Annotated in this window: 21 protein-coding genes and 1 riboswitch; of the genes, 16 read left to right on the forward strand and 5 right to left on the reverse strand. The window is 58.8% G+C overall.

What is annotated here, in order from left to right; genetic code table 11:
• The first annotated feature begins 12 nt into the window (after positions 1-12).
• The 10 genes from LQ231_RS22435 to LQ231_RS22480 all read left to right on the forward strand — a co-directional run bounded on the left by LQ231_RS22435 (position 13) and on the right by LQ231_RS22480 (position 12,690).
• Positions 13-822, forward strand: coding sequence for an ABC transporter ATP-binding protein (locus LQ231_RS22435; RefSeq protein WP_230174074.1), 810 nt, complete (start codon positions 13-15; stop codon positions 820-822).
• Positions 819-1,565, forward strand: a complete 747-nt coding sequence (locus LQ231_RS22440; RefSeq protein ID WP_230174076.1) for an ABC transporter ATP-binding protein — start codon at positions 819-821, stop codon at positions 1,563-1,565. Before LQ231_RS22435 ends, LQ231_RS22440 begins: the two co-directional genes overlap by 4 nt.
• Positions 1,562-2,473 (forward strand): branched-chain amino acid ABC transporter permease, encoded by a 912-nt coding sequence (locus LQ231_RS22445; RefSeq protein WP_230174079.1) that lies wholly within the window; start codon positions 1,562-1,564, stop codon positions 2,471-2,473. Before LQ231_RS22440 ends, LQ231_RS22445 begins: the two co-directional genes overlap by 4 nt.
• Positions 2,470-3,441 (forward strand): branched-chain amino acid ABC transporter permease, encoded by a 972-nt coding sequence (locus LQ231_RS22450; protein ID WP_230174081.1) that lies wholly within the window; start codon positions 2,470-2,472, stop codon positions 3,439-3,441. Before LQ231_RS22445 ends, LQ231_RS22450 begins: the two co-directional genes overlap by 4 nt.
• 5 nt (positions 3,442-3,446) lie before the next feature.
• A complete protein-coding gene (locus tag LQ231_RS22455) occupies positions 3,447-4,910 on the forward strand; it encodes an aldo/keto reductase (RefSeq protein WP_230174083.1) in 1,464 nt (487 codons plus the stop codon).
• A 326-nt stretch (positions 4,911-5,236) separates the two neighbouring features.
• On the forward strand, positions 5,237-6,403 hold the full coding sequence (locus LQ231_RS22460) for a GGDEF domain-containing protein (protein ID WP_230174084.1): 1,167 nt from the start codon (positions 5,237-5,239) through the stop codon (positions 6,401-6,403).
• Between the two features lie 331 nt (positions 6,404-6,734).
• Entirely contained in the window at positions 6,735-7,970 is a 1,236-nt protein-coding gene (locus LQ231_RS22465) for an efflux RND transporter periplasmic adaptor subunit (RefSeq protein ID WP_230174086.1), read from the forward strand.
• Positions 7,967-11,044: an efflux RND transporter permease subunit gene (locus LQ231_RS22470; RefSeq protein ID WP_230174088.1), complete on the forward strand. Its 3,078-nt coding sequence runs from the start codon at positions 7,967-7,969 to the stop codon at positions 11,042-11,044. Before LQ231_RS22465 ends, LQ231_RS22470 begins: the two co-directional genes overlap by 4 nt.
• A gap of 201 nt (positions 11,045-11,245) precedes the next feature.
• The gene (locus LQ231_RS22475) at positions 11,246-11,863 is read left to right on the forward strand and encodes an isoprenylcysteine carboxylmethyltransferase family protein (protein WP_230174089.1); all 618 of its coding nucleotides are present in this window, start codon (positions 11,246-11,248) and stop codon (positions 11,861-11,863) included.
• Between the two features lie 104 nt (positions 11,864-11,967).
• A complete protein-coding gene (locus LQ231_RS22480; protein WP_230174090.1) occupies positions 11,968-12,690 on the forward strand; it encodes a response regulator transcription factor in 723 nt (240 codons plus the stop codon).
• 223 nt (positions 12,691-12,913) lie between these two features.
• On the opposite strand, the gene LQ231_RS22485 is transcribed toward LQ231_RS22480, so the two are convergent.
• Positions 12,914-13,774 (reverse strand): MipA/OmpV family protein, encoded by an 861-nt coding sequence (locus LQ231_RS22485; protein WP_230174091.1) that lies wholly within the window; start codon positions 13,772-13,774, stop codon positions 12,914-12,916.
• A 307-nt stretch (positions 13,775-14,081) separates the two neighbouring features.
• Between LQ231_RS22485 and LQ231_RS22490 the strand changes: the two genes are divergently transcribed.
• On the forward strand, positions 14,082-15,422 hold the full coding sequence (locus LQ231_RS22490; RefSeq protein ID WP_230174092.1) for an ATP-binding protein: 1,341 nt from the start codon (positions 14,082-14,084) through the stop codon (positions 15,420-15,422).
• Positions 15,423-15,664: 242 nt separating this feature from the next.
• Here the strand turns inward: LQ231_RS22490 and LQ231_RS22495 are convergent, their stop codons facing one another.
• Complete coding sequence (locus LQ231_RS22495) at positions 15,665-16,339, reverse strand: RraA family protein (protein WP_230174093.1); 675 nt, start codon at positions 16,337-16,339, stop codon at positions 15,665-15,667.
• A 33-nt stretch (positions 16,340-16,372) separates the two neighbouring features.
• Positions 16,373-17,389, reverse strand: coding sequence for a hydroxyacid dehydrogenase (locus tag LQ231_RS22500; RefSeq protein ID WP_230174094.1), 1,017 nt, complete (start codon positions 17,387-17,389; stop codon positions 16,373-16,375).
• A 132-nt stretch (positions 17,390-17,521) separates the two neighbouring features.
• Between LQ231_RS22500 and LQ231_RS22505 the strand changes: the two genes are divergently transcribed.
• Genes LQ231_RS22505 through LQ231_RS22525 form a run of 5 tightly spaced genes read left to right on the forward strand, consistent with a single transcriptional unit; the run spans position 17,522 to position 22,479 of the window.
• Positions 17,522-18,217: an IclR family transcriptional regulator gene (locus LQ231_RS22505; protein WP_230174096.1), complete on the forward strand. Its 696-nt coding sequence runs from the start codon at positions 17,522-17,524 to the stop codon at positions 18,215-18,217.
• 49 nt (positions 18,218-18,266) lie between these two features.
• Entirely contained in the window at positions 18,267-19,226 is a 960-nt protein-coding gene (locus LQ231_RS22510) for a tripartite tricarboxylate transporter substrate binding protein (RefSeq protein ID WP_230174097.1), read from the forward strand.
• A 26-nt stretch (positions 19,227-19,252) separates the two neighbouring features.
• Complete coding sequence (locus tag LQ231_RS22515) at positions 19,253-19,681, forward strand: tripartite tricarboxylate transporter TctB family protein (RefSeq protein WP_230174098.1); 429 nt, start codon at positions 19,253-19,255, stop codon at positions 19,679-19,681.
• A gap of 28 nt (positions 19,682-19,709) precedes the next feature.
• The gene (locus LQ231_RS22520) at positions 19,710-21,218 is read left to right on the forward strand and encodes a tripartite tricarboxylate transporter permease (RefSeq protein ID WP_230174099.1); all 1,509 of its coding nucleotides are present in this window, start codon (positions 19,710-19,712) and stop codon (positions 21,216-21,218) included.
• 52 nt (positions 21,219-21,270) lie between these two features.
• Positions 21,271-22,479, forward strand: a complete 1,209-nt coding sequence (locus LQ231_RS22525) for an alpha-hydroxy acid oxidase (protein WP_230175021.1) — start codon at positions 21,271-21,273, stop codon at positions 22,477-22,479.
• Between the two features lie 336 nt (positions 22,480-22,815).
• Here the strand turns inward: LQ231_RS22525 and ribB are convergent, their stop codons facing one another.
• Both ribB and LQ231_RS22535 read right to left on the reverse strand, forming a co-directional pair.
• Positions 22,816-23,460 carry a 3,4-dihydroxy-2-butanone-4-phosphate synthase gene (gene ribB / locus LQ231_RS22530; RefSeq protein ID WP_230174100.1) on the reverse strand — a complete coding sequence of 215 codons (645 nt, stop codon included), beginning with the start codon at positions 23,458-23,460 and terminating at the stop codon, positions 22,816-22,818.
• A gap of 3 nt (positions 23,461-23,463) precedes the next feature.
• The gene (locus tag LQ231_RS22535) at positions 23,464-23,604 is read right to left on the reverse strand and encodes a hypothetical protein (protein ID WP_230174101.1); all 141 of its coding nucleotides are present in this window, start codon (positions 23,602-23,604) and stop codon (positions 23,464-23,466) included.
• Positions 23,589-23,736, reverse strand: a riboswitch (FMN riboswitch). Its footprint overlaps the gene before it by 16 nt.
• Positions 23,737-23,751 lie beyond the last annotated feature (15 nt).

Raw genomic sequence — 23,751 nt, forward strand, 5'->3', positions numbered from 1 at the left:
CTCTTTTTCACGATGATCGCCGATACCGTCCATGCACCTGCTTTGCCTTCCGGGGCAGCGCCGCCGTCTATCGAGGCGCGGCGACTGACGAAGCGTTTCGATGGGTTGACGGTTGTTTCCGATATGTCGCTTGAGCTCGCGCACGGTGAAATGTTGGGCCTGATCGGCCCGAACGGGGCGGGTAAGACGACGATGTTCAACCTCCTCGCCGGCAGTTTGAAGCCAAGTGCGGGCGAAATCTGGATTGGCGGCCGCGAAGTGTCCGGCGAGCCTCCCGAGCGACGCATCGCCCATGGGGTTGCCCGTACCTTCCAAATTCCACGGCCGTTCCTCGAGATGAGCGTGCTTGAAAACCTGCTGGTCGGGGCGCAAAAGCAGGTTGGCGAGCGGCTTTTTGCCAATTTCATGACGCCAGGTCTGGTCCGTCGCGAGGAAAAGGCGGCGCTGAAGAAAGCCCATGATTTGCTGGATTTCGTCACGTTGTCGAGGCTTGCGCATGAACCGGCGCGTGTGCTTTCGGGCGGCCAGCGCAAGCTGCTCGAACTGGCCCGCGTGCTCATGGCCGATCCCCAGGTCATCCTGCTCGACGAACCGGCCGCCGGGGTAAATCCGGCCCTGCTCGAAGTAATCATCGAACGCATTGTGGAGTTGAATGCGCAGGGCCGGTCTATCCTACTGATCGAGCACAATATGGAAATGGTGTCGAGACTGTGTTCCCGCGTAGTCGCCATGGCGCTCGGCAAGGTGCTGGCTCAAGGAGCGCCGGTCGAGGTTGCGGCCAATCCGGCCGTTATCGACGCCTATCTGGGCGGTGGCGCATGACCGCCAGCATTCTTGCGACGTCCGCACTGGTTGCGGGCTATGAACCGGATCTGCCGATCGTTCGCGGCGTTGATTTCGCCGTGGCGAAAGGCGAGCTTGTTGTTCTTCTGGGCCCGAATGGCGCCGGCAAATCCACCTTCGTAAAGGCGATTGCGGGGATGGTGCCGGTCCATTCCGGTTCGATCCATCTGGCGGGCAGGGACATCACCAAGGTCCCACCGCATCGCAAACTGGCGGAAGGTCTGGCCTTCGTGCCGCAGACGGAAAACGTTTTTGCCAGCATGAGCATCCTGGAGAACCTGCAGATCGCTGTGGCGCTCCTTCCCAAGGCCAACCGCCAGCCCATGATCGAGGCTTTGTTTGCCCGCTTTCCCGATCTTGCCATCAAGCCCAGACGACTGGCAGGCGCACTTTCCGGCGGCCAGCGACAGATGCTGGCGGTCGCGCGGGCACTGGCACTGAATCCGCCGGTTCTGATCCTCGATGAACCTTCCGCCGGCCTGTCGCCAAAAATTGTCGGCGAGGTGTTTGCCATGCTCAAGCGCATCAACGGCGATGGCGTCACGATTGTCCTGGTCGAGCAGAACGTCAAGGCGGCGATGGCGATTGCCGATCGCGCCGTCATCCTGGCAGAGGGGTGCATTCGCCACGAAGGGACGCCGGCGGCGCTTGCCGATGATCCGCTGATCGGCAAAATCTATCTCGGCACCGCTACGCATGTCTCCAGCGAGGCTGCCCGATGAACCCGCAATTTCTCATGGATGGACTGATTGCCGGCGCGATCATCGGACTTGGCGCGATCGGTGTGACGCTCACCTATTCGATCCTGCGCTTTTCCAACTTCGCCCATGGTGAGCTTCTGTCCTGGGGCGCCTATCTGGCGCTTGGCATCAGTAGTGCGATCGGTGTGTTGGGGGCAGGGTGGACCACGCCTATAGGTCCGTTCTCGTTCGGCTGGTCGCTACCGATAGCAGCCGTCCTGGCTGTCATCGTGACCGGCCTTCTGGCGCTTGCCGTCGATGCGGCGCTATTTTCCAGCTTCCGGCGACGGGGTAGTGCGATCATCATCATGGTCATGGCAAGCTTTGGCGCATCGCTGGCGTTGCGCAGCCTGCTCGAATTCCTGTTCACCTCCAAGCCCGCCTATTTCACCCAGGCACTGCAGATTGCCATGAAGCTTGGTGGCGGTCTGCGCGCCACACCGGACCAATTGGCCATGCTAGCCGTGGCGTTGATCGCAGTCGTGGCCGTGCACCTTGTGATGACACGGACCGACATCGGTCGCGCCATGCGCGCAGTCAGCGAAAATCCCGGCCTTGCCGGGATTGCCGGGATCGATGTGCGCCGGGTGATCCGAACCGCCTGGTTCTTAGGTGCAGCTCTTGCCTGCATTGCCGGCATGATGAGCGGACTTATCATCCAGATCCGCCCCTATCTCGGCCACGACCTCCTGCTGCCGCTGTTTGCCGCCGCCATTCTCGGCGGCATTGGCTCCGTTCCGGGAGCAATGATTGCCGGCCTCTTCATCGGTCTCTGCGAGGCCTTTACGGTCCAGATCATCGGGGCGGAATGGCGCTCGGCAGTGTCGTTTGCGATCCTCATTGCCGTCCTTCTTGTTCGACCTCGCGGTCTGTTTGGAAAAGCGTCATGATCCTGGACCTTGTCGCCTATGGCGCATTCTTTCTCACTATGGCTCTGACCTATGCGATCATCTGCCTTGGGCTCAACGTACAATGGGGTATGACAGGTCTGTTCAATGTCGGCATTGCTGCCTTCGTCGCCGTCGGCGCATATACCTCGGCAATCCTCACCACTCCGCAAACCGCCGAACGTTTCGGTGGATTCGATATGCCGATCGCCATCGGTTGGCTGGGGGCTGCTATCGTCTCGGGATTGCTCTCGTGGGGTGTCGGCGCACTCACCATTCGGCTGAGGGCCGATTACCTAGCGATTGCAACCTTCGGCGTTGCGGTCACGGTCCAGCTTTGCATGCTGAATTTGCAGCCGTTGACCGGCGGTGCCTTTGGGATCGGCTTCATCCCTCGGCCCTTTGCCGGCCTGCAAGGCGACGCCCTGTTGTTCGCTCTTGCCAATTGCGGCCTGTTGGCGCTCGTCGTGCTCGCGCTTTATGCCGGACTTCAGCATCTGGCCCATAGCCCATGGGGGCGCGTCTTGCGCGCAATTCGCGAGGATGAGGTTGCGGCGCAGGCGCTCGGCAAGAGACCGACCAGCTTTCGGCTGCAGGCCTTCACCGTCGGTGGTGCCATCATGGGGCTTGCCGGCGCTGCCCAGGCGCATTTCATCGGCTTCATCGCTCCTGACAACTATATGCCGATCCTCACCTTCCAGGTTTGGGCCATGCTGATCGTTGGCGGTTCCGGCAATAATCGTGGCGCCATTGCCGGCGCGATCCTCGTCTGGGGTCTGTGGGCGTTAACCGCAGCTGCCGTCTCCGCATTCGTTCCGCCCGAAGATCAGGCGCGCGCCGCCGCACTGCAAATCGTTGCGATCGGCGTCGGCCTCTGCCTCATGCTGTTGCTGCGTCCGCGCGGTCTGTTCGGCGAAGTCAGCCCGCTCTCCCGCCTGCGCAACAAATTGCCTTTATCCGCCAAGGAATAATCACCATGCATCCAGACCGCACAAACCTTGCACCGGGGCTTTCGATCAGTCGGCTTGTCTGTGGCCTCTGGCAGGTCGCAGACATCGAGAAAGACGGCAGCACAATTGACCCGGAGCACGGTGCCAACGCGCTCCAGGCCTATGCCGAGGCTGGCTTCGACACATTCGACATGGCAGACCACTATGGTTCGGCAGAGATCATTACCGGCCATCTACTCAAGCGCATGCCTGTCGGATCCGGGCGGCCCGTCGCCTTCACCAAATGGTGCCCCGAGCCTGGTCCGATGACCCGCGATGTTGTGCGACGCGGTGTTGAGGAGAGACTGGAAAGGCTTGGCACGCAAAAGGTCGATCTGCTGCAGTTCCATTGGTGGACCTTTGAACATCCTGCCTGGCTGGATGCCCTGCACGAGATGCAGGCGATGAAGGAGGAAGGGCTGATCGGTGCGCTCGGCCTGACAAATTTTGACGCAGCCCATCTGGGTCTCGCCCTTGCCGACGGTATCGAGATTGCCAGCAACCAGGTGTCCTTCTCCCTGATCGACCGGCGGGCGGCGGGTGACTTGTCAGTGCTGTGTCAGAAGACGGGTGTAAAGCTTCTCGCCTACGGCACCCTTTGCGGGGGCTTTCTTTCCGAAAAATGGCTCGGGCAGCCCGAACCGGCATCGATCCCAGACTGGAGTCGTTCGAAATACAAACGTTTTATCGATACCGCGGGCGGCTGGGCCGTTTATCAGGGAATTCTGAAAGCAGCATCTGATATCGCGCGCAAACACGGCGTGTCCATTTCGAACGTGGCCAGCCGCTTTATCCTCGAACATCCGGCGGTCGCCGCCACGATCATTGGCGCAAGGCTTGGCGAAAACGAGCATCGCGACGACAATTTGAGGGTCTTTACCTTCACGCTCGACGATGACGATAGAGCTCTTCTCGGGACGGCCTTTGCCGCCAGCACGCCGATCCCGGGCGATTGCGGCGACGAATACCGCAAGCCGCCCTTTCTCACTGCCTCCGGCGATCTCAGCCATCACCTGGACGCGATCCCGTCCGTTTACAACGCTGCACCCGTGCCGGGCCGCAAGGATCGCTGGCGTGTCTCGTCCGGCAGTATTTGGGAGCCTCTGGCGGGTTATAGCCGGGCCGTTAGGACAGGCGACCGCATCTTGGTGTCGGGTACGACTGCGACGCATGGCAGCAACCGCTGTGTTGCACCCAACGATGCCGGTGCCCAGGCCACCTATATCCTCGACAAGATCGCGGCGTCGATTACCGCACTTGGCGGACGCATGGAGGATGTCGTGCGCACGCGCATCTATCTCCGGGATGCTTCGCAATGGGAGCCGGTGTCGCGTGCCCATGGTCGCTTTTTCTCAGAAATCCTTCCCGCCAATACACTGATTGAAGCAGGAAACCTGATTGGCGATTATGAGGTGGAGATCGAGGCTGAGGCGGTGCTGGAGGCGCAATGACGGCGGCGCCGCTGCTGCCAGGTATTCCAACTTGAAAGCGATGTCCGACGAGGATTCTGTCTTTGGGGGGGCGTCTGTCGCGCACCATGTATTGAGGCGTGAAGTTTGCCGTTATCGCAAATTGAAGTCATTCTTGTACAGGAGGAACGCTGGCTCTTCATCGTTCAGGCCAACTGGCCGTTTTATTGGAGGCGCTCTTAGGCACCGTTCCTGTTTCCGTGACCATCGAACCCTGAGCCGAAGTATCAGTCATGGTTCACTAAAAAATAAGCTTGAGCAGCTACATACGCGCTGAATGTTCGTAACTGCTTGGGATAGCTGGAACGTTGGATCTCGCAACTGTACTACTACTTCACAAATCCTCGTTCCTGGTTGGTGCGTTCTGCTTTGCGTATGTAAAATGGCAATCACCACAGGCGTCCAAAGGACTTGGGTCTCTAGCCGTAGGGTTCCTGCTTCTCGCCTTTGCATCAACCGTTGCTGGCTGGGGCGAGAAAGAAGCCCTTCCTTTCCGAGTCTGGACGATTGGAAGTTTCTCGGTTGGGGTATTGGGATACGCCGCGATATGGGTCGGTATCAAGCGACTGAGTAGCGGCAATGTCGACGTGAAGGACTGGATTTCACTGTTCCTGCCCGCCTTGGTCGTAGCTGTTGCACTGGCGACAGGATTTCATCTGGACAATCAGAGCCGTGGGACGATGTTCAACGCGAACGCTTCCATTTTCCTGGGAGCGTCAGCAGTCAAGATTTTGTGGGATAACCAGCGTGAGCCCTTGTCGGCGCGCTTCTTGCTTGGTGCGACACTTGCAGGAGCGACAGCTCTGACGGGTTTGGTGCTCTCGGGTATAGCAGGGTGGCAACACATAGCTGACGATGTCCGGTTTTACTTTTTTCTCCTCATAATCTGTCATTTTGCGGTTTCCCTCTTTGCCTTGATTTTCGTAAACGAACGCGCGGAAGCCGAGCTTCGAAAGCTTCTCGAGACCGATGTGTTAACCGGTGTGAAAAACCGTCGCTGGTTCTATTCCAAACTTCCCGCATCCCTCAGCCCTGGTGATTGCTTCATCATCCTGGATATCGATCACTTCAAGCGTGTGAACGATCAGCTTGGTCATGAAGGTGGCGATGTGGCGCTGAAGGCGGTGGCCCTGGAGGTGGCGCGGCAGTTGAGACCGGGAGATGCATTTGCTCGGCTCGGCGGGGAGGAGTTCGGAATCTTTGTCCGCGATCACGATGAAGCAGGCGCTAGAATGCTGGCGGAACGTATTCGCATGGCTATTCGGGTGCTTAACGTCGAATATTCGACACCCATTTCACTGAGTATCAGCGCGGGTGTTGGGGTCTGCAAGGAGCCGCAACGCCCCGAAGACCTTTTTAAGGCAACCGATAAGGCGCTGTATGCTGCAAAGGGCCTCGGCAGGAACAAGGTGGTGTTGGTTGACGAGATGCAGGTAGCTTCACTCTCCCATCCTGAATCTGTCAGGTCGCGTTGAAGGAATTCTAACGACCTGTTGTAAGGCTTGATGGGCAGCGCGGCCGAAATTCCCGGTGAGAAGTTCTCACATGTGGTTGAGCTGGATGCTACCTAAAGGCTCAGTGTGAAACCCGTCGATCGGGGAATCGCGACGACTAGGCTGCGAATGTTTGCAGGTCCGGAAATATTCGAGTGCCGTCTCGCGCGGATATGGCCTGATAGAACTGCCAATTGGCCAAGTGCAACGTTTCTTAACGCAATGACATCCCGCCGGAGACGGTGATCGTTAGGGTCCATTCCGGATCATCCGCAGGTGCAACTGCCTGCAGATCAAACGGAAGGTCATTGCCATGAGTGGGATATCCCGTTCAAAATTGTTGAAAGGGCGCCCGTTGATGGGCGCCGTGTTGATGTGGTTTGCCTGTGTGCCCGCTGCACTGGCGCAGGAGCAGATGCCGGTCACGGTGGTCGTTGCCCGACAGAGCGCGGTCACAGAACAGATCCCGGTTGTCGGCTCGCTGGCTGCGAGAGAAGAGATCGAAGTTCGTCCCTTCATTCAGGGTCAGATGATTGAAACAATCCTGGTGGAGACGGGACAATATGTCGAGAAGGGCCAGGCACTGGCCGGGCTCGATACGACCGAAGCGCGGATGCTGCTCGACAAGAATTCGGTCAGTATCCTGCGAGCCAAGGCAGCGGTGGCCGTAGAGGCAAGTAAACTCGACGTTGCCAGTGTGACCGAGGCGGAAACCCGCAAGACGTTGGAGCGCAGCCGTGCCTTGCAACCAAAGGGCGCCGTTTCGCGGCAATTGCTGGACGAGCATCAGAACGCCCATTCCCGCGCGCTCGCGGAATTGGGGTTGGCCCGTCAATCGCTGGCCCTTGCCGAAGCCGATGGGCAGATCATTGCACGTGAACGCGAGGAGATCGAGCTGACGATTGCGCGCAGCATGGTGCGCGCGCCCCAGGCGGGTCTGGTTCTGAGGCGAGCGGCCCGGATTGGCGCTGTGACGTCCAGTTCGGCCGCGCCGCTTTTCGTGATCGCCAAGGATGGGCTCATCGAGTTTGTGGCGCAGGTGACGGAAACGAGCTTTGTACGGCTTCACGAAGGGATGCGCGCCAGTATCGTCTTAGCGGGCGATGCGGCATCTGTCGGAGGTAGGCTGAGGCTCAATGCGGCCGAACTCGACCCAGCGACACGCAGTGGCGAAGTGCGGATCGAACTGGACGCGGTCGAAGGCCTGAAGCCTGGTGTTTTTGCGCGCGGCAGCATCAACGCATCGACGCGTCATAACATCCTGCTACCCGGAAGCGCCGTCAAAACCATCGGCGGTTTCAACAGCGTCTTCGTGGTGAAAGGTAGTGTCGTGGGCATTCGCCAGGTCTCCGTCGGCGCGCGCCAGGACGGGTCGGTGGAGATTGTCAACGGCGTGATTGATGGTGAAATGGTCGTGCTGAAATCGGCAGGGTTCCTCAAAGCTGAGGAAAAGGTGCAACCGGTCATCGTTAGAATGGATAGGCCCGCGGAAAACGAGCTGGCAGCCTCTCTGCGCGCACCGCAGCCAACGGGAGCAGTCCAGCGATGAACGGCAATATTTCGGCCTGGGCGATCCGCAATCCGCTTCCCTCCATTCTTTTGTTCGTCGTTCTCACCATTGTCGGGCTCTACAGCTTTGCCCGGCTGCCCATCACCTATTTCCCGACGATCGTCACCCCGGAAGTCAAGGTGACTGTGGAACAGTCTGGTGCAACGCCGGTCGAACTGGAAACAGAGGTCACGCGCCTGGTTGAAAATGCCATCGCCTCGCTGCCGGCCATCAAGGAACTGTCATCGACAATAGGTGAGGGCCGCTCGGTCACGACCGTGGAATTTGAACTCGGCCTCGTTTCACCGGACCGGGCAATGGAAGACGTGCGCGATGCGGTCGCCCGCATCAGGGGAGATCTGCCAGGCACAATTGACGAGCCGGTGATCGAACGCATCGAGGAAGAGGCGCAATCCGTTGTCACTTATGCGGTCTCCAGCCATGATATGACGCAGGCCGACCTGTCGTGGTTCGTCGATGATACCGTAACGCGTGAACTGCAGGGGCTTGCCGGCGTTGGGCGGGTGGAGCGGATCGGCGGGGCCGACCGGGAAATCCATGTCGAGCTGGATGCCGATCGACTGCAGGCGCTTTCACTTTCGGTCAGCACTGTCAACGAGACGATCATGCAGACCCAACTCGACCGTTCCGGCGGGCGCAGCGAGTTGGAGGGCAGGGAGCAATTGTTGACGACCCTGGCGGCGGCAAAGACAGTGGCCGAACTGGCGAACCACCGCATCTCGCTTTCAGGCGAAAATTCCGTACGCCTCGCAGATGTGGCCAATGTGCGCGATACAGTTGCCGAAGCCCGCAGCTTTGCGACGTTGAATGGTGCGGACATCGTCGGCTTTGCCATCTACCGTTCTCAAGGCGCAAGCGACGTGGCTGTCGCGGAGAAGGTGGCCGCTTCCGTCGAAAAACTGCGCGGGTCTCGTCCCGACCTGCGCTTTACGGCCGTCGATGACAATGTGTCCTACACTGCCGGCAACTATCACTCCGCCATGGACACGCTGATCGAGGGTGCTGTCCTCTCGATTGTTGTCGTTTTCCTGTTTCTACGAGATTGGCGAGCGACCCTGGTCGCGGCTGCTGCTTTGCCGCTGTCGATTATTCCAACCTTCTTCGCACTCGATCTGCTGGGGTTCTCACTCAACATCCTCAGTCTTCTGGCCATCACGCTTGTCACCGGCATTCTCGTGGATGATGCCATCGTCGAGATCGAGAATGTTGTGCGCCACCGCAACATGGGAAAATCCGCCTATCGAGCGGCACTCGATGCGTCAGATGAGATCGGACTTGCGGTGATCGCAATCTCCGCGACCATTATTGCGGTGTTTGCGCCGGTCGGCATGATGAGTGGCGAAGTCGGCCTCTATTTTCGCGAGTTCGGCCTGACGGTTGCAATCGCGGTGTTCTTTTCCTTGGCGGTGGCGCGCCTGATCACGCCGATCATGGCGGCGTATATCATGACCCGCGCACCGACAACTGTGGAGCACAGGGGACAGGCGATTTCGGCATATGAAAGGCTCTTGCGGTTGAGTTTGAGGTCGAAGTGCATAACCGTCGTATCCGCCTTCGGCTTGTTCGGCCTCGCTGTTATGTCGTTGATATCATTGCCGACGACCTTCCTTCCGGCGGAAGATACCGGGCGCCTGATGCTGACTGTCGAATTGCCACCGGGCGCGACACTTGCTGAAACCCGTGCCGTGACGGATGGGATTGCGGCCAAGGTCAGTCAAATGGAAGAGGTGGAGGGCGTGCTCATACGTGCTGGAGCGAGCATGGGCGGCCAGCAAGACGTGCGTTATGCGGTCGTGTCGATCGATTTGAAGCACAAGTCGCAGCGATCCCGCACGTCTTTCGTCATCGAGGCGGAAATTGAGGAAGCATTGGTCACAATGCCCGATGTGCGGCTTCGCTTCCTCAATAATCGCGGCGGCCGTGACGTCTCGTTTGCCGTGTTGGGTAGCGATGGCGCCGCAGTGCAGAGGGTCTCTGATGCGATACTGCGTGATATGGAGCAAGACGGGCATTTTGTCGGCCCGGCCAGCGACAATGTTGCCATGCGTCCAGAACTGAGAATGACCGTGGACACCGATAAGGCGGCGACAATGGGGGTCACTGCGGCTGCGATTGCCAGCACGATGCGCATATCGACGGTCGGCGACGTTGATTCACGGATGGCAAATTTTACGGATGGTTCCAGGCAGTTACCGATCCGGGTGTTGCTTGACCCCGCAGCGCGCAGTCGGCTGCCGATTTTTGAAACACTCAGCCTGCCCCGTGCCGACGGCGGTCAGGTGCCTTTGTCTGCGGTGGCTGAAATCAGTTTGGAGGAAACAGTCGCCGCAATAGACCGTTTCGACCGCCAACGGCGCATCGAGATCGGCGCGGATATGGCCGGGGGGCTGACGTCTGGCCAGGGGCTTGAACGCCTGTTGCAGTTGCCGAGCGTGAAGAACGTGCCCGATGGCGTGCGCGTTCAGGCGACTGGCGATTCCGATACGGAAGGTGAGGTTTTTGAGAGTTTCGCGGTCGCCATGGGTGCCGGCATCCTGCTGGTGCTGATCGTGCTGATACTGCTGTTCAAGAGCGTCTTGTCGCCCTTCACCATTCTTGCATCTCTGCCGCTTTCAATTGGTGGCGTGACTGCAGCGCTGCTTTTGAGCGGCCATGCGATATCACTGCCTGTGGTGATCGGAATTCTGATGCTCATGGGCATCGTGACCAAGAACGCCATCATGTTGGTCGATTTTGCAATCGAGCGCGAGGCGCATGGTCTTTCCCGGGTCGAGGCGATGGTCGAGGCGTGCCTGGAGCGCATCCGCCCCATCGTGATGACGACGCTTGCAATGGCTGGTGGCATGCTGCCGTCTGCCTTCGGTGTCGGTGATGGCGGAGAGTTTCGGGCCCCGATGGCGATCGCGGTCATCGGTGGGCTGCTTGTGTCCACGCTGCTGTCACTGATCGTCATCCCGTCGCTGCATCTCATCCTATCGGGTTTCAGCGATCACCTTGCCCTGGTCTTCAGGCCATACCTCCCGTCGGCCGAAGCAAGCGACGGAAACCGCTGACGATTGTGTGTCAGATGCAGTTGCCCTTGATGTCGCGACGCTTGATGGTCGGACACTCGATGACGGGATTGGCATTTTACATGCCGGTCTCGTCATCTTTCTGCGTAGCATTTAACAGCGCGTAACATATCGTTAAGCGAAAGCCGGAGCGTACATGGGACAAAACGAAAAGGTTTCATCCCAACGAGGTTCTGAACGAACATGAATTACGCCCGGCATCCGTTCTTCCAGCATTATCGTATCAACGCCCTGCGGGCCCTCGGCGGTCTAGGATTCTGCCTGATCGCTTTTACTGCCGCACCGCCGGCCTCTCCAGTGTCGAATGTCATGTTCGCGGGGGCCGGACTGCTGGCTATCTTTGTCGCGATTGCCGGCCGGGCATGGACGCTGTTCTATATTGGTGGACGCAAGAACTCCGAGTTGGTGACTATGGGTCCCTATTCGATTTCTAGGAACCCACTTTATGTCTTTAGCCTGATCGGCATTGCCGGTATCGGCGCGCAGACCGGAAGCCTGCTGTTGACGGGTTTGTTCCTCACGGCAGCCTATTTTGCCTTCGATATGGCCGTGCGTGGTGAGGAGGCTTATCTGGCCGGCCGCTTTGGTCGAGATTTTGACGATTACAAGCGGATGGTACCCCGTCTTTGGCCCGATTTTTCGCTGTGGCGGGAATGCGCCGACGTACCGCTAAGGTCGGCCGGCGCTATCGGCAGCCTGAGGGATGGAATCGTCTTTCTTGGTGCCTGGATTGTAATCGAACTCGTCAAAGTGGCCCAGCTCGCGGGTCTCCTGCCGGTCATATGGGTCTTGCCGGCCTGACATCGCTGCCTGTCAATCGTCGTCACAAAATGTAATAAAGCGCAACATTTTTGGTTTGCGCGCGGGGTAGTGTGCATGCTTTCGGACTTGCAGGGGATACGGCAGTGCAGGGCAACACCACGAATGCTAAAATTCTGATCGTCGAGGATGACCCGGAGATCGGCAAGCTGCTTGCGCTTGCCGTGCAGGAAAACGGAATGGTCGCGACCGTTGCAGAAGACGGGCACGTGATGAATGCGCTGCTGCGTAGTAACGAATTCGATCTCATCATCCTGGATGTCATGCTGCCGGGCGAAGACGGGTTGAGCACCTGCCGGCGCATCCGTTCCGTAAAGACGACTCCGATCATCCTTCTGACAGCACTCGGCGAAGAGGTCGATCGCATCGTCGGGCTCGAAGTCGGTGCTGACGATTACGTGACAAAGCCATTCAGCCCCAGAGAAGTTGTCGCGCGCATCCGCAGCCTGCTGCGGCGCGCTTCATACGGCCTAGTCAACAATGCTGTCCCGCGGACACTGCGCTTTGAAGGCTGGCAGATCGATCCGCTACGCCGACAAGTGCACGACCCGAGCAACGCCCGTGTCGCAGTGACCACGACTGAATTCGACCTGCTGCTGGCCTTCTGCCGCAATCCTGGCCGCGTGATCACCCGGGAAGAGCTCCTGTCGCTCACCCATACCGGTCTCGCAGGCCCCATTGAGCGTAGTGTCGACGTGCATATCAGTCGGTTGCGACAGAAGATCGAGGCGGATCCGAGGAATCCCGTCCTGCTGCAGACTGTCAGGCTCGGCGGCTACATGTTCACTGCCAGCGTCGATCAAGCTTAGAGTTTGGCGGAAAGCTACCGCTCGGCTGGATCAAACAGACCGCCTGATTGTCCAGCCGGACTGGCCGTTGGGCGTGCAAGCCTGTCACGCTCTGCCGCTTTCCTTGATGCCAACAGAATGCCTTCGGCCGGCGATGAGACGCCTTGGGGCAATATCCAAGTCGAGAGCCGAAAAAAGCCGGCGCGTCGCGGCCGGCTTTCTTCGCGCGCGTCTTGGTTCTGGATCAGAACTTGTAGCCGACGAACACGGACGTCGATGGCTGCAGCTTTTCGTCTACAATCGGGCTGTCGGCGGCATCGCCTGTCAATACGCCGAGGCTCGCCTCGCCGCGCACCAGCCAATTCTCGGTGAGCATGTAGGTGGCAGACGCCGACACTTCGACACGTTTGAAGCCGGCTTCAGTCTGGTATTCCGGAAGGCCGGAGTTTCCAGACTGCACAGCGTTGACGCCGAAATAGGATTCCATGTGCTTGTCGTTGGCAATCAACGCCTCGACGCCTACGCCCAGGATCAGCCTTTCAGTGACCGGCGCCTGGTATTCGGCGCCGATCGTACCGATCAGGCTTTCGCTGCCATCGATGGTCTGGTCAATCGTGGCATAGAGTTCAAGGCTGTTCCAGGTGTAAGAGGCCTTTGCGCCCACAGTTGCAGCGAAGTCGATCTCGCCGAGCCCCTTGAGCCGGTCGCCGTCGTCTTCATCACGACCGCTTTCGTAGCCGACCCTGCCGGCCAGTGCAAAACCGTTATGTTCAATCGCGGTAATCGTCACGCCGGTGGGATCAATTTCCAGCCATTCGCCATAGGTGAAGACGATGACGGGTATCGGGCTGACGGTGAAGTTTTCGCTTCCTTCATATTCCGGCTCGTAGCTACCGCCGGCGCCGACGATCAGGCTCCAGTTGCGATCGGTTTTGGGGTTGAGGCGCGCCTGATCGAAGGGGGGTTCCGGCGATTGTTCTGCAAGGATGGCGTCGGCGGAATAGGCGACCGAGCCTGTCCCTGTCAGGGCGAGAGTGACGCCGAAGGCGCCTGAGAGGAGGGCGCTCGAATGATGTCGCCGGTTGGTCCGTTGGATAAATGACATGGGTGCTCCAGTGATTTGACACGGGGCCGCCGGCATTCGCCCTCGGACCGTGTGTGCAACACCTGTCTCCTGTCACGGATAGACCTCGCCGGGCGTGTCTTTGTGTTAAACTTTGTTGCAGTCGGGCGTATGGCGTATGAAGGACAATTGAAGACCGCAGACATTCCGGGTTTCTTGCTTCTGTTCGCTGTCGCAAAGAAACAAAACTTAATATGGAAATTCAGCGCAACAATCTATTCTCGGCGCTCCGGTGCCAGCACGTGCCGGTTCGTTTCGTGTGTCGGGCAAGATCGCCCTGGGAGGGATTTTGGGACTTCGCTTCCGGCTGCCGAATTCAACTATTCACGGGCAGATCACGGCCATCATTCTCGTTTGTCTGGTGATCGTGATCATTACCGGCTCTATGTTGGAGCGCTGGGTCAAGGCGGACTACAACATTCCTGATCTGGAAGGCCTTTCGGACCGGCTCTCGGCCGTTGCCTCTGTCCTTGCTGCCGCCACCCCATCGGAAAGAGACACGATTGTCGCGACTGCAAATCGCGGCGACTGGCACCTGTCGCTGAAGCCGCTGTCCTACGCGGCGCAGTTCACGACGTCTTCACCGGACGAGCCGTTCATTCAGTCGGCGATCGACTGGCTTTTTCCGCCGGACAACAACACGACGCCGTTCGGTGGCTGGCGCACTTTCGTCGGGACCCAGCGCGTCATGGCCGCCAAGGTCGATGACGATTTAATTCTTGTGATGGAACAGATGCCTGGCAGTTTTTTACGCAGCGATGCTGTGAGTTTTGGTTCCAACTATCTCGTCGCGCTGGTGACGCTGATCATCCTGTTTTCGATGTTCGCTGTGTGGGCGATTACCAGCCCCTTGCGGCGGATCGCGGCGGCGGCAATGGAGGCGGACATCTCGCTCGGATCAGCGCCATTCGAGGAGCGGGGTAGCGTTGAGATCGTTGCCCTTGCGCGTGCACTCAATGCCATGCAACGCCGAATCTCGACTATGGTCGAGGCGCGCACCCGCATGCTGCGCGGCATCAGCCATGACTTGCGTACTCCATTGACGCGGTTGCGGCTGCGTGCCGAACGTGTCGGCGAAGAAGAGGTTCGCGAGGCGTTGCTGGTCGATATCAAGCGGATCGATCATCTCCTTAAGGAGAGCCTTGGCTATCTGCGCGACAATCATCAGCGCGAGGCGTCGCAACGCGCCGATCTGGCCTCCGTGCTGCAGACAGTGTCTGACGAGTTTGCCGATATGGGCCATGACGTGACCTATTACGGCCCGTCGCATTTGATCGCAGAGTTCAAGCCGCGCGCCCTGACGCGCGCCGTGACGAATCTTTGTGAAAACGCGGTGAAATTTGGAACCAAGGTCGATGTCACACTCACCGAGGCAATGGGCGAGGCGGTGGTCGATGTCGCTGATGACGGACCGGGTATTTCAGAGCAACATCGCGCGCGAGTGCTCGAGCCATTTTACAAGATCGACGCAGCACGCCGAGGTGCCAATGCGGGTTTCGGTCTCGGCCTCTCAATCGTTTCAGAAATCGTTGAGGCGCATCATGGACGCTTGCAACTGCTGGCCCGCCAACCCACCGGACTTATAGCGCGCATCAAGATTCCGCGAAGTCTCAGCAAGAGCAAGGATTAGGCCAGGATCACAGCTTGAGCAAATTGGTTCCATGCATGCGTCCATCTTCAGCGCAACGATCTGGCTTCGCGGCTCAATCGGTTTCCTCACGGAAGCACCTTGCAAACGACGTCGGTTCGATTTGCACGCAAGGCCTGTCATAGCAGCCACGTGGTGTGTGATAACCGACGGAGTGTCATCTATGATCCAAAATGCAAGGCGCGGCTTTTTGATCCGCGCACCGCATCGTTCGTCGCCGTCGATCAGAGCTCGATGGTGCAGCCTAGGCGAGCAAGCGCGGCGTCGACCCAGGCGCGGTCGTTCTTTCCGAGTTTGATGTTTTCCATCTGCTTCGTCTCTGCGGCGTGCTTCTTTGATGCAGCGTCGTAGACCTCTGCGATGAATTCGATCGGTACGGATAGGAGGCCGTCGGGGTCGCCGCAGATCAGATCGCCGGGATTGATGACCATGCCGTTGATGGCGATCGGCACGTTTACCTCGCCCGGCCCATCCTTATAGGGGCCGCGATGCGTCACGCCGGCCGCAAAGACGGGAAACGATCCGGCCAAAATTTCTGCACTGTCGCGGATCGCGCCAAAAATCACGATGCCGCCAAGTCCGCGCTGTTCCGCATGAGCAACCATTAGTTCGCCGATAATCGCATTGCTCAGATCGCCGCCCGCATCGACAACCACGATGTCGCCCGGTTCTGCGATATCGAGGGCCTTGTGAACCATAAGATTGTCGCCCGGACGGGCTTTGACGGTAATCGCAGGCCCCACCATGCGCCCACCTGTGTAGTATGGACGTAGCGATGCGCCGCCTGCCATCATGCGTGCCATCACGTCACTCAGATTGGCAACTGGCAGCTCTAAGAACTTTGTGATCCAATCATTTGCGACCGTTTCCTTGCGTTTGCAGACCTTGAAGCCAAGCATTGCGTTTCCTCCGTTGAATTGTGTTAGATCTCGTCAGGTTAGGTCCGTGTTGGCCAGCGCGCGGCGATCGAATGCCTGGCCCGTCAGCACATCGACAATGTGCTGGGCGCTTTGAACCGCCATGTTTCTTAAGGCTGATCTGCTGGCGCCGCCGACATGCGGGGTGGCGATAAGGTTCGGCAGGCCCCACAGCGGGTGGTCTGCCCGCGGCGGTTCTTCTTCGAAACTGTCGAGGGCAGCACCTGCGATGATGTTTTGGGTGAGAGCGTCGAAAAGGGCAGTCTCGTCGATCACTGCGCCTCGCGATGTGTTCACCACGAATGCACCAGGTTTCATCAGGGCGAGCCGCTCTGCGTTGACAAGGTGGTGGGTTTCAGGGGTCAGCGGGCAATGCAGGCTGATGATGTCGCTGGAGGACAAGACCTCGTTTAGTTCTCGGGTTACCCGCGTACCGTCGCTATCCATGGCAAAGGGGTCGTAGGCAAGCGTTTCCATGCCTATACCCTGCGCCAACTTGGCCGCGCGCCGCCCGATTTCCCCGAAGCCGACAATGCCGAAACGGGCACCTGCAATATCGCGACCGACATACTTGGTTTTCGGCCAATTGCCGCCCTTCACTGCCGTGTTGAGGAGGTTGATGTCCTTCATCGCCGTCAGCGACAGCGTCAGGGCGAGTTCGGCAACCGACTGCGCATTGGCGGCCAGTGCCCGCAAGACAGGTATGCGGTGGGTTGTCGCCGACAGCAGATCGATATTGTCGACGCCGCTGCCGTGTTTGGCGATCACGCGTAGCCGGGGAGAGGCAGAAATTACGGTGTCGGTGATCTGGCCCTGGCGCACAAGGATGGCGTCGACCTGGTGATCGGCAGCCAGTTGAGCGAGTTTTTCCGAACCGCTGTAGCCGTCGGCATAAACTGCCTTGATCGAGAATCGCTCGAACAATTCTCCGGCTTCTGCGGCAAGTTCCGCACCTGTAACCAGCACCGAAGCCGACGCGCCCTTAGACACGCTGTGCTGAGTCGCCTTCGGCAACTCGCTGATACCACTCATCAAAACCTCCCGCTTCAATCGTTCTCTGGGGAGTGCCTCCGCCAGTGTTGACGAATGTCTATTATCGGGTATTGTACTAAATGAAAAGACGTTGTACCTAGTACAACAGTTCTTTTTACCGGAGGATGCTAAGTGCCAGGAAATTCATCAGGTGTTGTGGCGGTCGAAAGAGCCGTGTCACTGCTCGAAGCATTCAGTGAGCTCGATTATTCGCTGACGCTCGGAGAGCTTGCGCGTCGGACGGAGCTCGACAAGTCGACGGCGCTCCGCATCGCGCGATCGCTGGCCAAATCCTCGATGCTCATTCGCAACGATGACGGCAGCTGGCGCCTTGGCCCGAAGCTTGTCCGGTTGGGGGCTCTCTACCAGTCGACCTTCAAGACATCCGCTGTCGTCGAGCCGTTGCTGGCCGAGATCAGCGATGCCAGCGGCGAAAGTGCCGCCATCTACGTCAGGGAAGGCGACGCGCGTGTCTGCCTGCACAGACACGACTCAACCCAATCCATCCGGCACACCGCCCGTATCGGCGACACCTTGCCGCTTGATCGTGGCGCCCCGGGCCGGGTCATCCTGGCGTTTTCGGGCGCATCCGGTGAGATTTACGACCAGATACGCGAGCGCGGTTTCTATGCGACACATGGCGAACGGGACCCGCAGGTCGCAAGCATTGCGGTGCCGGTCTTTCGTGATGGACACAAGCTGTTCGGCTCAATGGCCTTAACCGGGCCGACGCCGCGCTTCACCGACGAAGCGATCTCAAAAAATCTTCAGATACTTCAGGTGGCCGCGCGGAAGTTGAGTGCGGCCATGGGAGGAGACCCGGTTTAGTCTTTGGCGGGGTCCGGGCCCGCACATTGTTCCAGGGAGGAACCTACGCATGCGAACTCTGAAAATTGCCGCACTGTCGGCCGGCACGATCCTTGCGGCATTTGGCTCTGCGCACGCGGAATGGCCAAATGACCGTCCGATCCAGATGATTGTTGCCTTTGCACCCGGTGGCAGCACGGATGTAATGGCCCGTGCGATGGAGCCCTTTCTCGAAAAGGAACTGGGCGCGGACATCGTAATCGAAAACCGTCCTGGCGCGTCCGGCGAGATCGCCTACACGGCATTGGCAAAATCCAAGCCGGACGGCTATACCTTCTCCTACATCAACACGCCGGGCTTCCTGTCGATGCAGGTTCAGCGCAAGCTGGGCTATGATCCGAAGACGATCAAGCCGATCGCCCGTATCGTCGATGATCCGGCGGCGATCGTTGTGCCGCAGGCTTCGGAAATCAAGACAATCGCCGACTTCGTCGCAGCGGCCAAAGCCAATCCGGGTGCCGTCTCCTTCGGTTCCTCCGGCGTCGGCACTGACGATCACCTCGCAATGATCATTCTGGGCTCCGAGACAGGCACCAAGATCACCCATATCCCGTTCAACGGTGCGGGCGAAACCCGCACCGCCATTCTCGGATCCCAGGTCACCGGCGGTGGTCTGAACATCAGCGAATTCGCCGGCAACGATACATCGGGTCTGCGGATGATTGTGAGCTTCGGCGCCGAGCGTTCGCCCCAGCTTCCCGATGTGCCGACCGCAATCGAATCCGGCTTCAATGTCGAAATGACATCCGAACGTGGAATTGCTGCGCCGCTCGAGGTGCCGGTCCAGATTTCCGACAAGATGTCAGCGGCGATCAAAGCGACACTCGATAATCCTGAATTCCAGGAACAAGCGAAGAAGCTCGCACTCCCGCTGGCCTATCTGAGCGGCCCGGACTGGGAAAAGGCGATGCCGGCGCGCCTGGACCGCTTCCAGAAGATTTGGAACGAAACGCCTTGGGTGCAGCAATGATATCCGGCGGCGAAAAACAGCGGGACTTGCCAGACATTTTGGCGGGTGGCCTGTTGATCGCATTGGGAGCGCTCGGCCTTTGGGCCGGGCGTGACTTGACCTTCGGTTCGCCTGCGATGATGGGAGCGGGATTTCTTCCCAACTCCCTCTGCGTCATCATGATGGCGATTGGTAGTTTCGTGCTGGTCAAGGGCTTGTCAAAACCCCGCCAAGATTTCGAGACGGTCAACGTCCGTCCGCTCGCAATCCTTGTGCTTGCAATTTCGGGCTTTGCATTTGCCGCCGAGAGCTTTGGCTTCATCGTCGCGTCGGTTTGGCTGCTGGTCATCGGCAGTCTTGCCGATTCCGAATCGAGATGGCGCGAAGTTTTGATTTTGACCGCGGTGCTTGCATCCTTCGGCGCGCTTCTCTTCGTCTATGGCCTCGGCGTTCAGATGCCCATCTTGCCGTTCTGACCACTTTCCGTTTTGATCGGACAAAATCATGGCTTTTCTTGATGTACTTGTGCTCGGCTTTTCCGAAGCGTTGACGCCGACAAATCTTCTCTTCTGTTTCATCGGCGCACTGCTGGGAACTTTGATCGGTGTGCTGCCGGGTATCGGACCGACGGCAACGGTCGCAATACTACTTCCCGTGACTTTCTTCTTGCCACCGCTCGGTGCGCTGATCATGTTGGCGGGCATCTTCTACGGTGCCCAATATGGCGGGTCGACAACGGCTATTCTCGTCAATTTGCCAGGTGAGGCTTCTGCAGTTGTCACTGCGATTGACGGGTATCAAATGGCGCGGCAAGGGCGCGCGGGTGCTGCACTCGCAATCGCCGCGCTAGGCTCATTCTTCGCGGGCACGGTTGCAACGATTGCCTTGGCAATTGCCGGTCCAACCCTTTCGTCCTTCGCCTTGTCCTTTGGACCGGCGGAATATGTGTCGCTGTGTATCTTTGGTCTGCTGGCGGCGACCATTCTCGCGCATGGATCCGTGATCAAGGCAATCGGCATGGTCTGCCTCGGCCTCGTTCTCGGCATGGTGGGGATCGACGTCAACAGCGGTTCCGCCCGCCTCACATTTGGGTCGACAGATCTTTACGATGGTATCGAGTTCGTCGTGATCGCTGTTGGCCTCTTTGGCGTGGCGGAGATTGCCACAAACCTTGAAACGACCGAGAAGCGCGGCGTGCTGCAGAGTAAGATTGGGCGGCTTTGGCCGACGCGCGACGAGTTCAAGCAGAGTTGGGCTCCCATCCTCCGCGGAACCGGTGTTGGGACAATTCTCGGTGTCCTTCCCGGTGGTGGGGCGACGTTGAGTGCGTTCAGCGCCTACTCGGTGGAAAAGAAAATCTCCAAGACGCCTGAGAAGTTCGGACATGGCGCGATTGCCGGCGTCGCCGGGCCTGAAGCTGCCAACAATGCAGGCGCCCAGTCATCCTTCATCCCGCTCCTGACACTTGGCATTCCTTCGAATTCGATCATGGCGATGATGCTGGGCGCAATGACCATCCACGGCATCACGCCTGGACCGTCGGTTATCCAGAACCAGCCTGAACTGTTCTGGGGACTGGTCGCATCCATGTGGCTCGGCAATGCCATGCTCCTGATCATCAACCTGCCGTTGATCGGCTTGTGGGTGAAGTTGCTGAGCATTCCCTACCGGCTGATGTATCCGGCAATCCTGTTGTTCTGCTGTGTCGGCGTCTACAGCGTCAGCAATCGTGGCTTCGATGTCGCGCTGGTCATCATTTTCGGCATACTTGGTTACATTTTGCGCAAGGCGAAGTGTGAGCCGGGGCCGCTTCTGCTCGGCTTCGTTCTTGGGCCATTGCTGGAAACCAACCTGCGCCGGGCCATGCTTCTGTCGCAGGGGGACTGGTCGGTATTCGTCACCCATCCGATCAGCGCAGTCCTGCTGGCCATTACCGCCCTGATGCTGATAACCCTGATCCTGCCGTCGATCCGCAAGGGACGCAAAGAGGCTTTCGAAGCCAGCGAAGATTAACACCTTGGGGCGCCGGCAACGGCGTCCCCTCGAGCTCGGGGAGGGATTGATGGTGACTGCGGGCAAAGGCAATGGCGGGAGACCGAGCCGCAGACTTCGTGGCATCCTATCTCTCGATGATTTCGAAGCGCGGGCGCGACGCTACCTGCCAAAGCCGCTGTTTGGCTATATCGCGGGCGCCACCGAGACCAATGCCTCTCTACGGGGCAACCGGGAGGCCTTCCAAGGCTATGGTTTCAAGCCGCGGGTTTTGACCAATGTGTCACAACGCAGCACCGAGACGGCGCTCTTTGGCGAAACCTATGCCGCGCCCTTCGGGATCGCGCCGATGGGAATAAGCGCCCTGATGGCTTACCGCGGCGATCTGGTGCTGGCGAAGGCAGCCGACGAGGCCCGAATTCCGATGATCATGTCCGGCTCCTCTCTGATCCGCCTCGAGGAGCTCGCCGACATTGCGCCGCGGAGCTGGTTTCAAGCCTATCTGCCCGGTGAAAACGAACGTATCGACGCTCTCGTGGACCGCGTGGCTGCGGCAGGGTTCAAAACGCTGTTGCTAACGGTTGATACTGCGACACTTGCCAATCGCGAGAACAATGTCAGGGCAGGTTTTTCGACGCCGCTGCGGCCCAGTCCGGCCCTCTTGTGGCAAGGTCTGTCTCATCCCGCATGGAGTATCAATACGTTCGCCAGAACGCTTTTGAAACACGGCATACCCCATTTCGAGAATTCCTACGCCACCCGTGGCGCGCCCATCATGTCCTCGACCGTGACGCGGGATTTCGGAAAGCGGGATCACCTCGACTGGAGCCATTTCATGCGTATCAGACAACGTTGGAAAGGTAGGCTGGTGATCAAGGGTGTCATGCATGAGGACGATGCGGAAATTGCAGTACGTTGCGGAGCAGACGGCATCATCGTTTCCAATCATGGTGGTCGCCAGCTCGATGGGACGATCTCTCCCTTGTGCGCGTTGCCGGCCGTCGCCGATCGTGTCGCGGGAAAGGCGGTGGTCATGCTTGACGGTGGTATAAGACGGGGAACCGATGTTATGAAAGCAATGGCGCTTGGTGCGGAGTTCGTTTTCGTCGGTCGTCCATTTCTTTATGCAGCTGCCATTGGTGGAGCGGCGGGTGTTTCGAGAGCCGCGGAAATCTTGAAGGACGAGCTCAGCCGCAACATGGCTCTACTGGGCGTGGTTAGGCCGAATGAGATCGCAATGGATCTGGTAGTGGACAACAGATGCGGAAGATCGATTCGCTAGTAAAATGACAATCCACGTTTCAGATACCCGCCTGTGATCGCCCTGCCTTGATATTTATGCCCGGCAAGGCGCTTTCTGATAAGCCTGCAATTGTTGCCACTCCGATGGCGCATTTTATGTGGGGGCCGGAGGGGCGCCATTCTGCTTGACGGAACTACACTCAGAATTTCTCATCGGAGTCGAGGGCGTGCAAAACTGCAACACGGTCTGAGGTAGGCTGGCATATCATGCGAGCAAAAGCAGGTCTGGCGCAGACAGACGGCCTGTCCCTGGCACCGCACTCGACGAGCGCGCGCGGTGCCAGGGACAAATAGCCAAACCCTTGTTGCTAGCCCTTTATGCAGCCACTTCGATCAGATCTGTTGCCGCCGGGATGGATGCCTGCAGATAGCTGATCAGGTCTTCGATCGTCACAAGATGAAGATTGTGTTGCTCGGCGAACAGTTCGAGGTCCGGCAGGCGCGCCATGGTTCCATCATCTTTGGCTACCTCGCAAATTACACCGGAGGCAACCTTGCCCGCCAGACGGCAAAGATCGATCGCTGCTTCTGTGTGGCCTGGTCGGGCAAGGACGCCGTCAGGATTGGCGCGCAGTGGAAAGATATGGCCCGGTCGCGCAAATTCCTCAGGCTTGGCCAATGGGTCGATCAGAGCCCGGATGGTCGCGGCGCGGTCGCCTGCGGATATGCCTGTTGTCGTATTCGGGAGGTAGTCCACCGAAACGGTAAAGGCGGTCTTCAGCGACTCGGTGTTGTTGGGCACCATCAATGGAATGTCGAGTGCATCAAGCCGTTCGCCTTGCATTGCCACACAGATCAGCCCGCGCGCGTTGTTCATCATGAAGGCGATTTTCTCGGCCGTCGCATCTTCCGATGCAAAGACGATGTCTCCTTCGTTCTCGCGATTCTGGTCGTCGACCACGACAACCATTTCCCCGCGGGCGATGGCTGCAACTGCGTCTTCAATTTTCGAGATAGTCATCAATCAGTCTTTCAAGGGTTGAGCCGGATTTCCGGCCTGTGTTGTGCCGAACGCGTTTTCACGCACCGGCGAAACTTCCCTTGGGCGAACAAACACCGCCGAGCCGTCCTTGCGGACGACAGCCTTGGCCTTGCTCTCTTCCATCCGGACTATACCGTCGGCCCCGGCATCGCACCGGATCTGCTGACCTTCCGAGCATGCCCGGAAGCGCTTGCGGGCTCCGGGATTTCTCCCGATACCGCCGGTGGGGAATTGCACCCCGCCCTGAGAACACCAGAAAGATTGGGGTAA

It is taken from the genome of Rhizobium sp. CECT 9324 (assembly GCF_918741265.1).
Lineage (GTDB): Bacteria > Pseudomonadota > Alphaproteobacteria > Rhizobiales > Rhizobiaceae > Allorhizobium.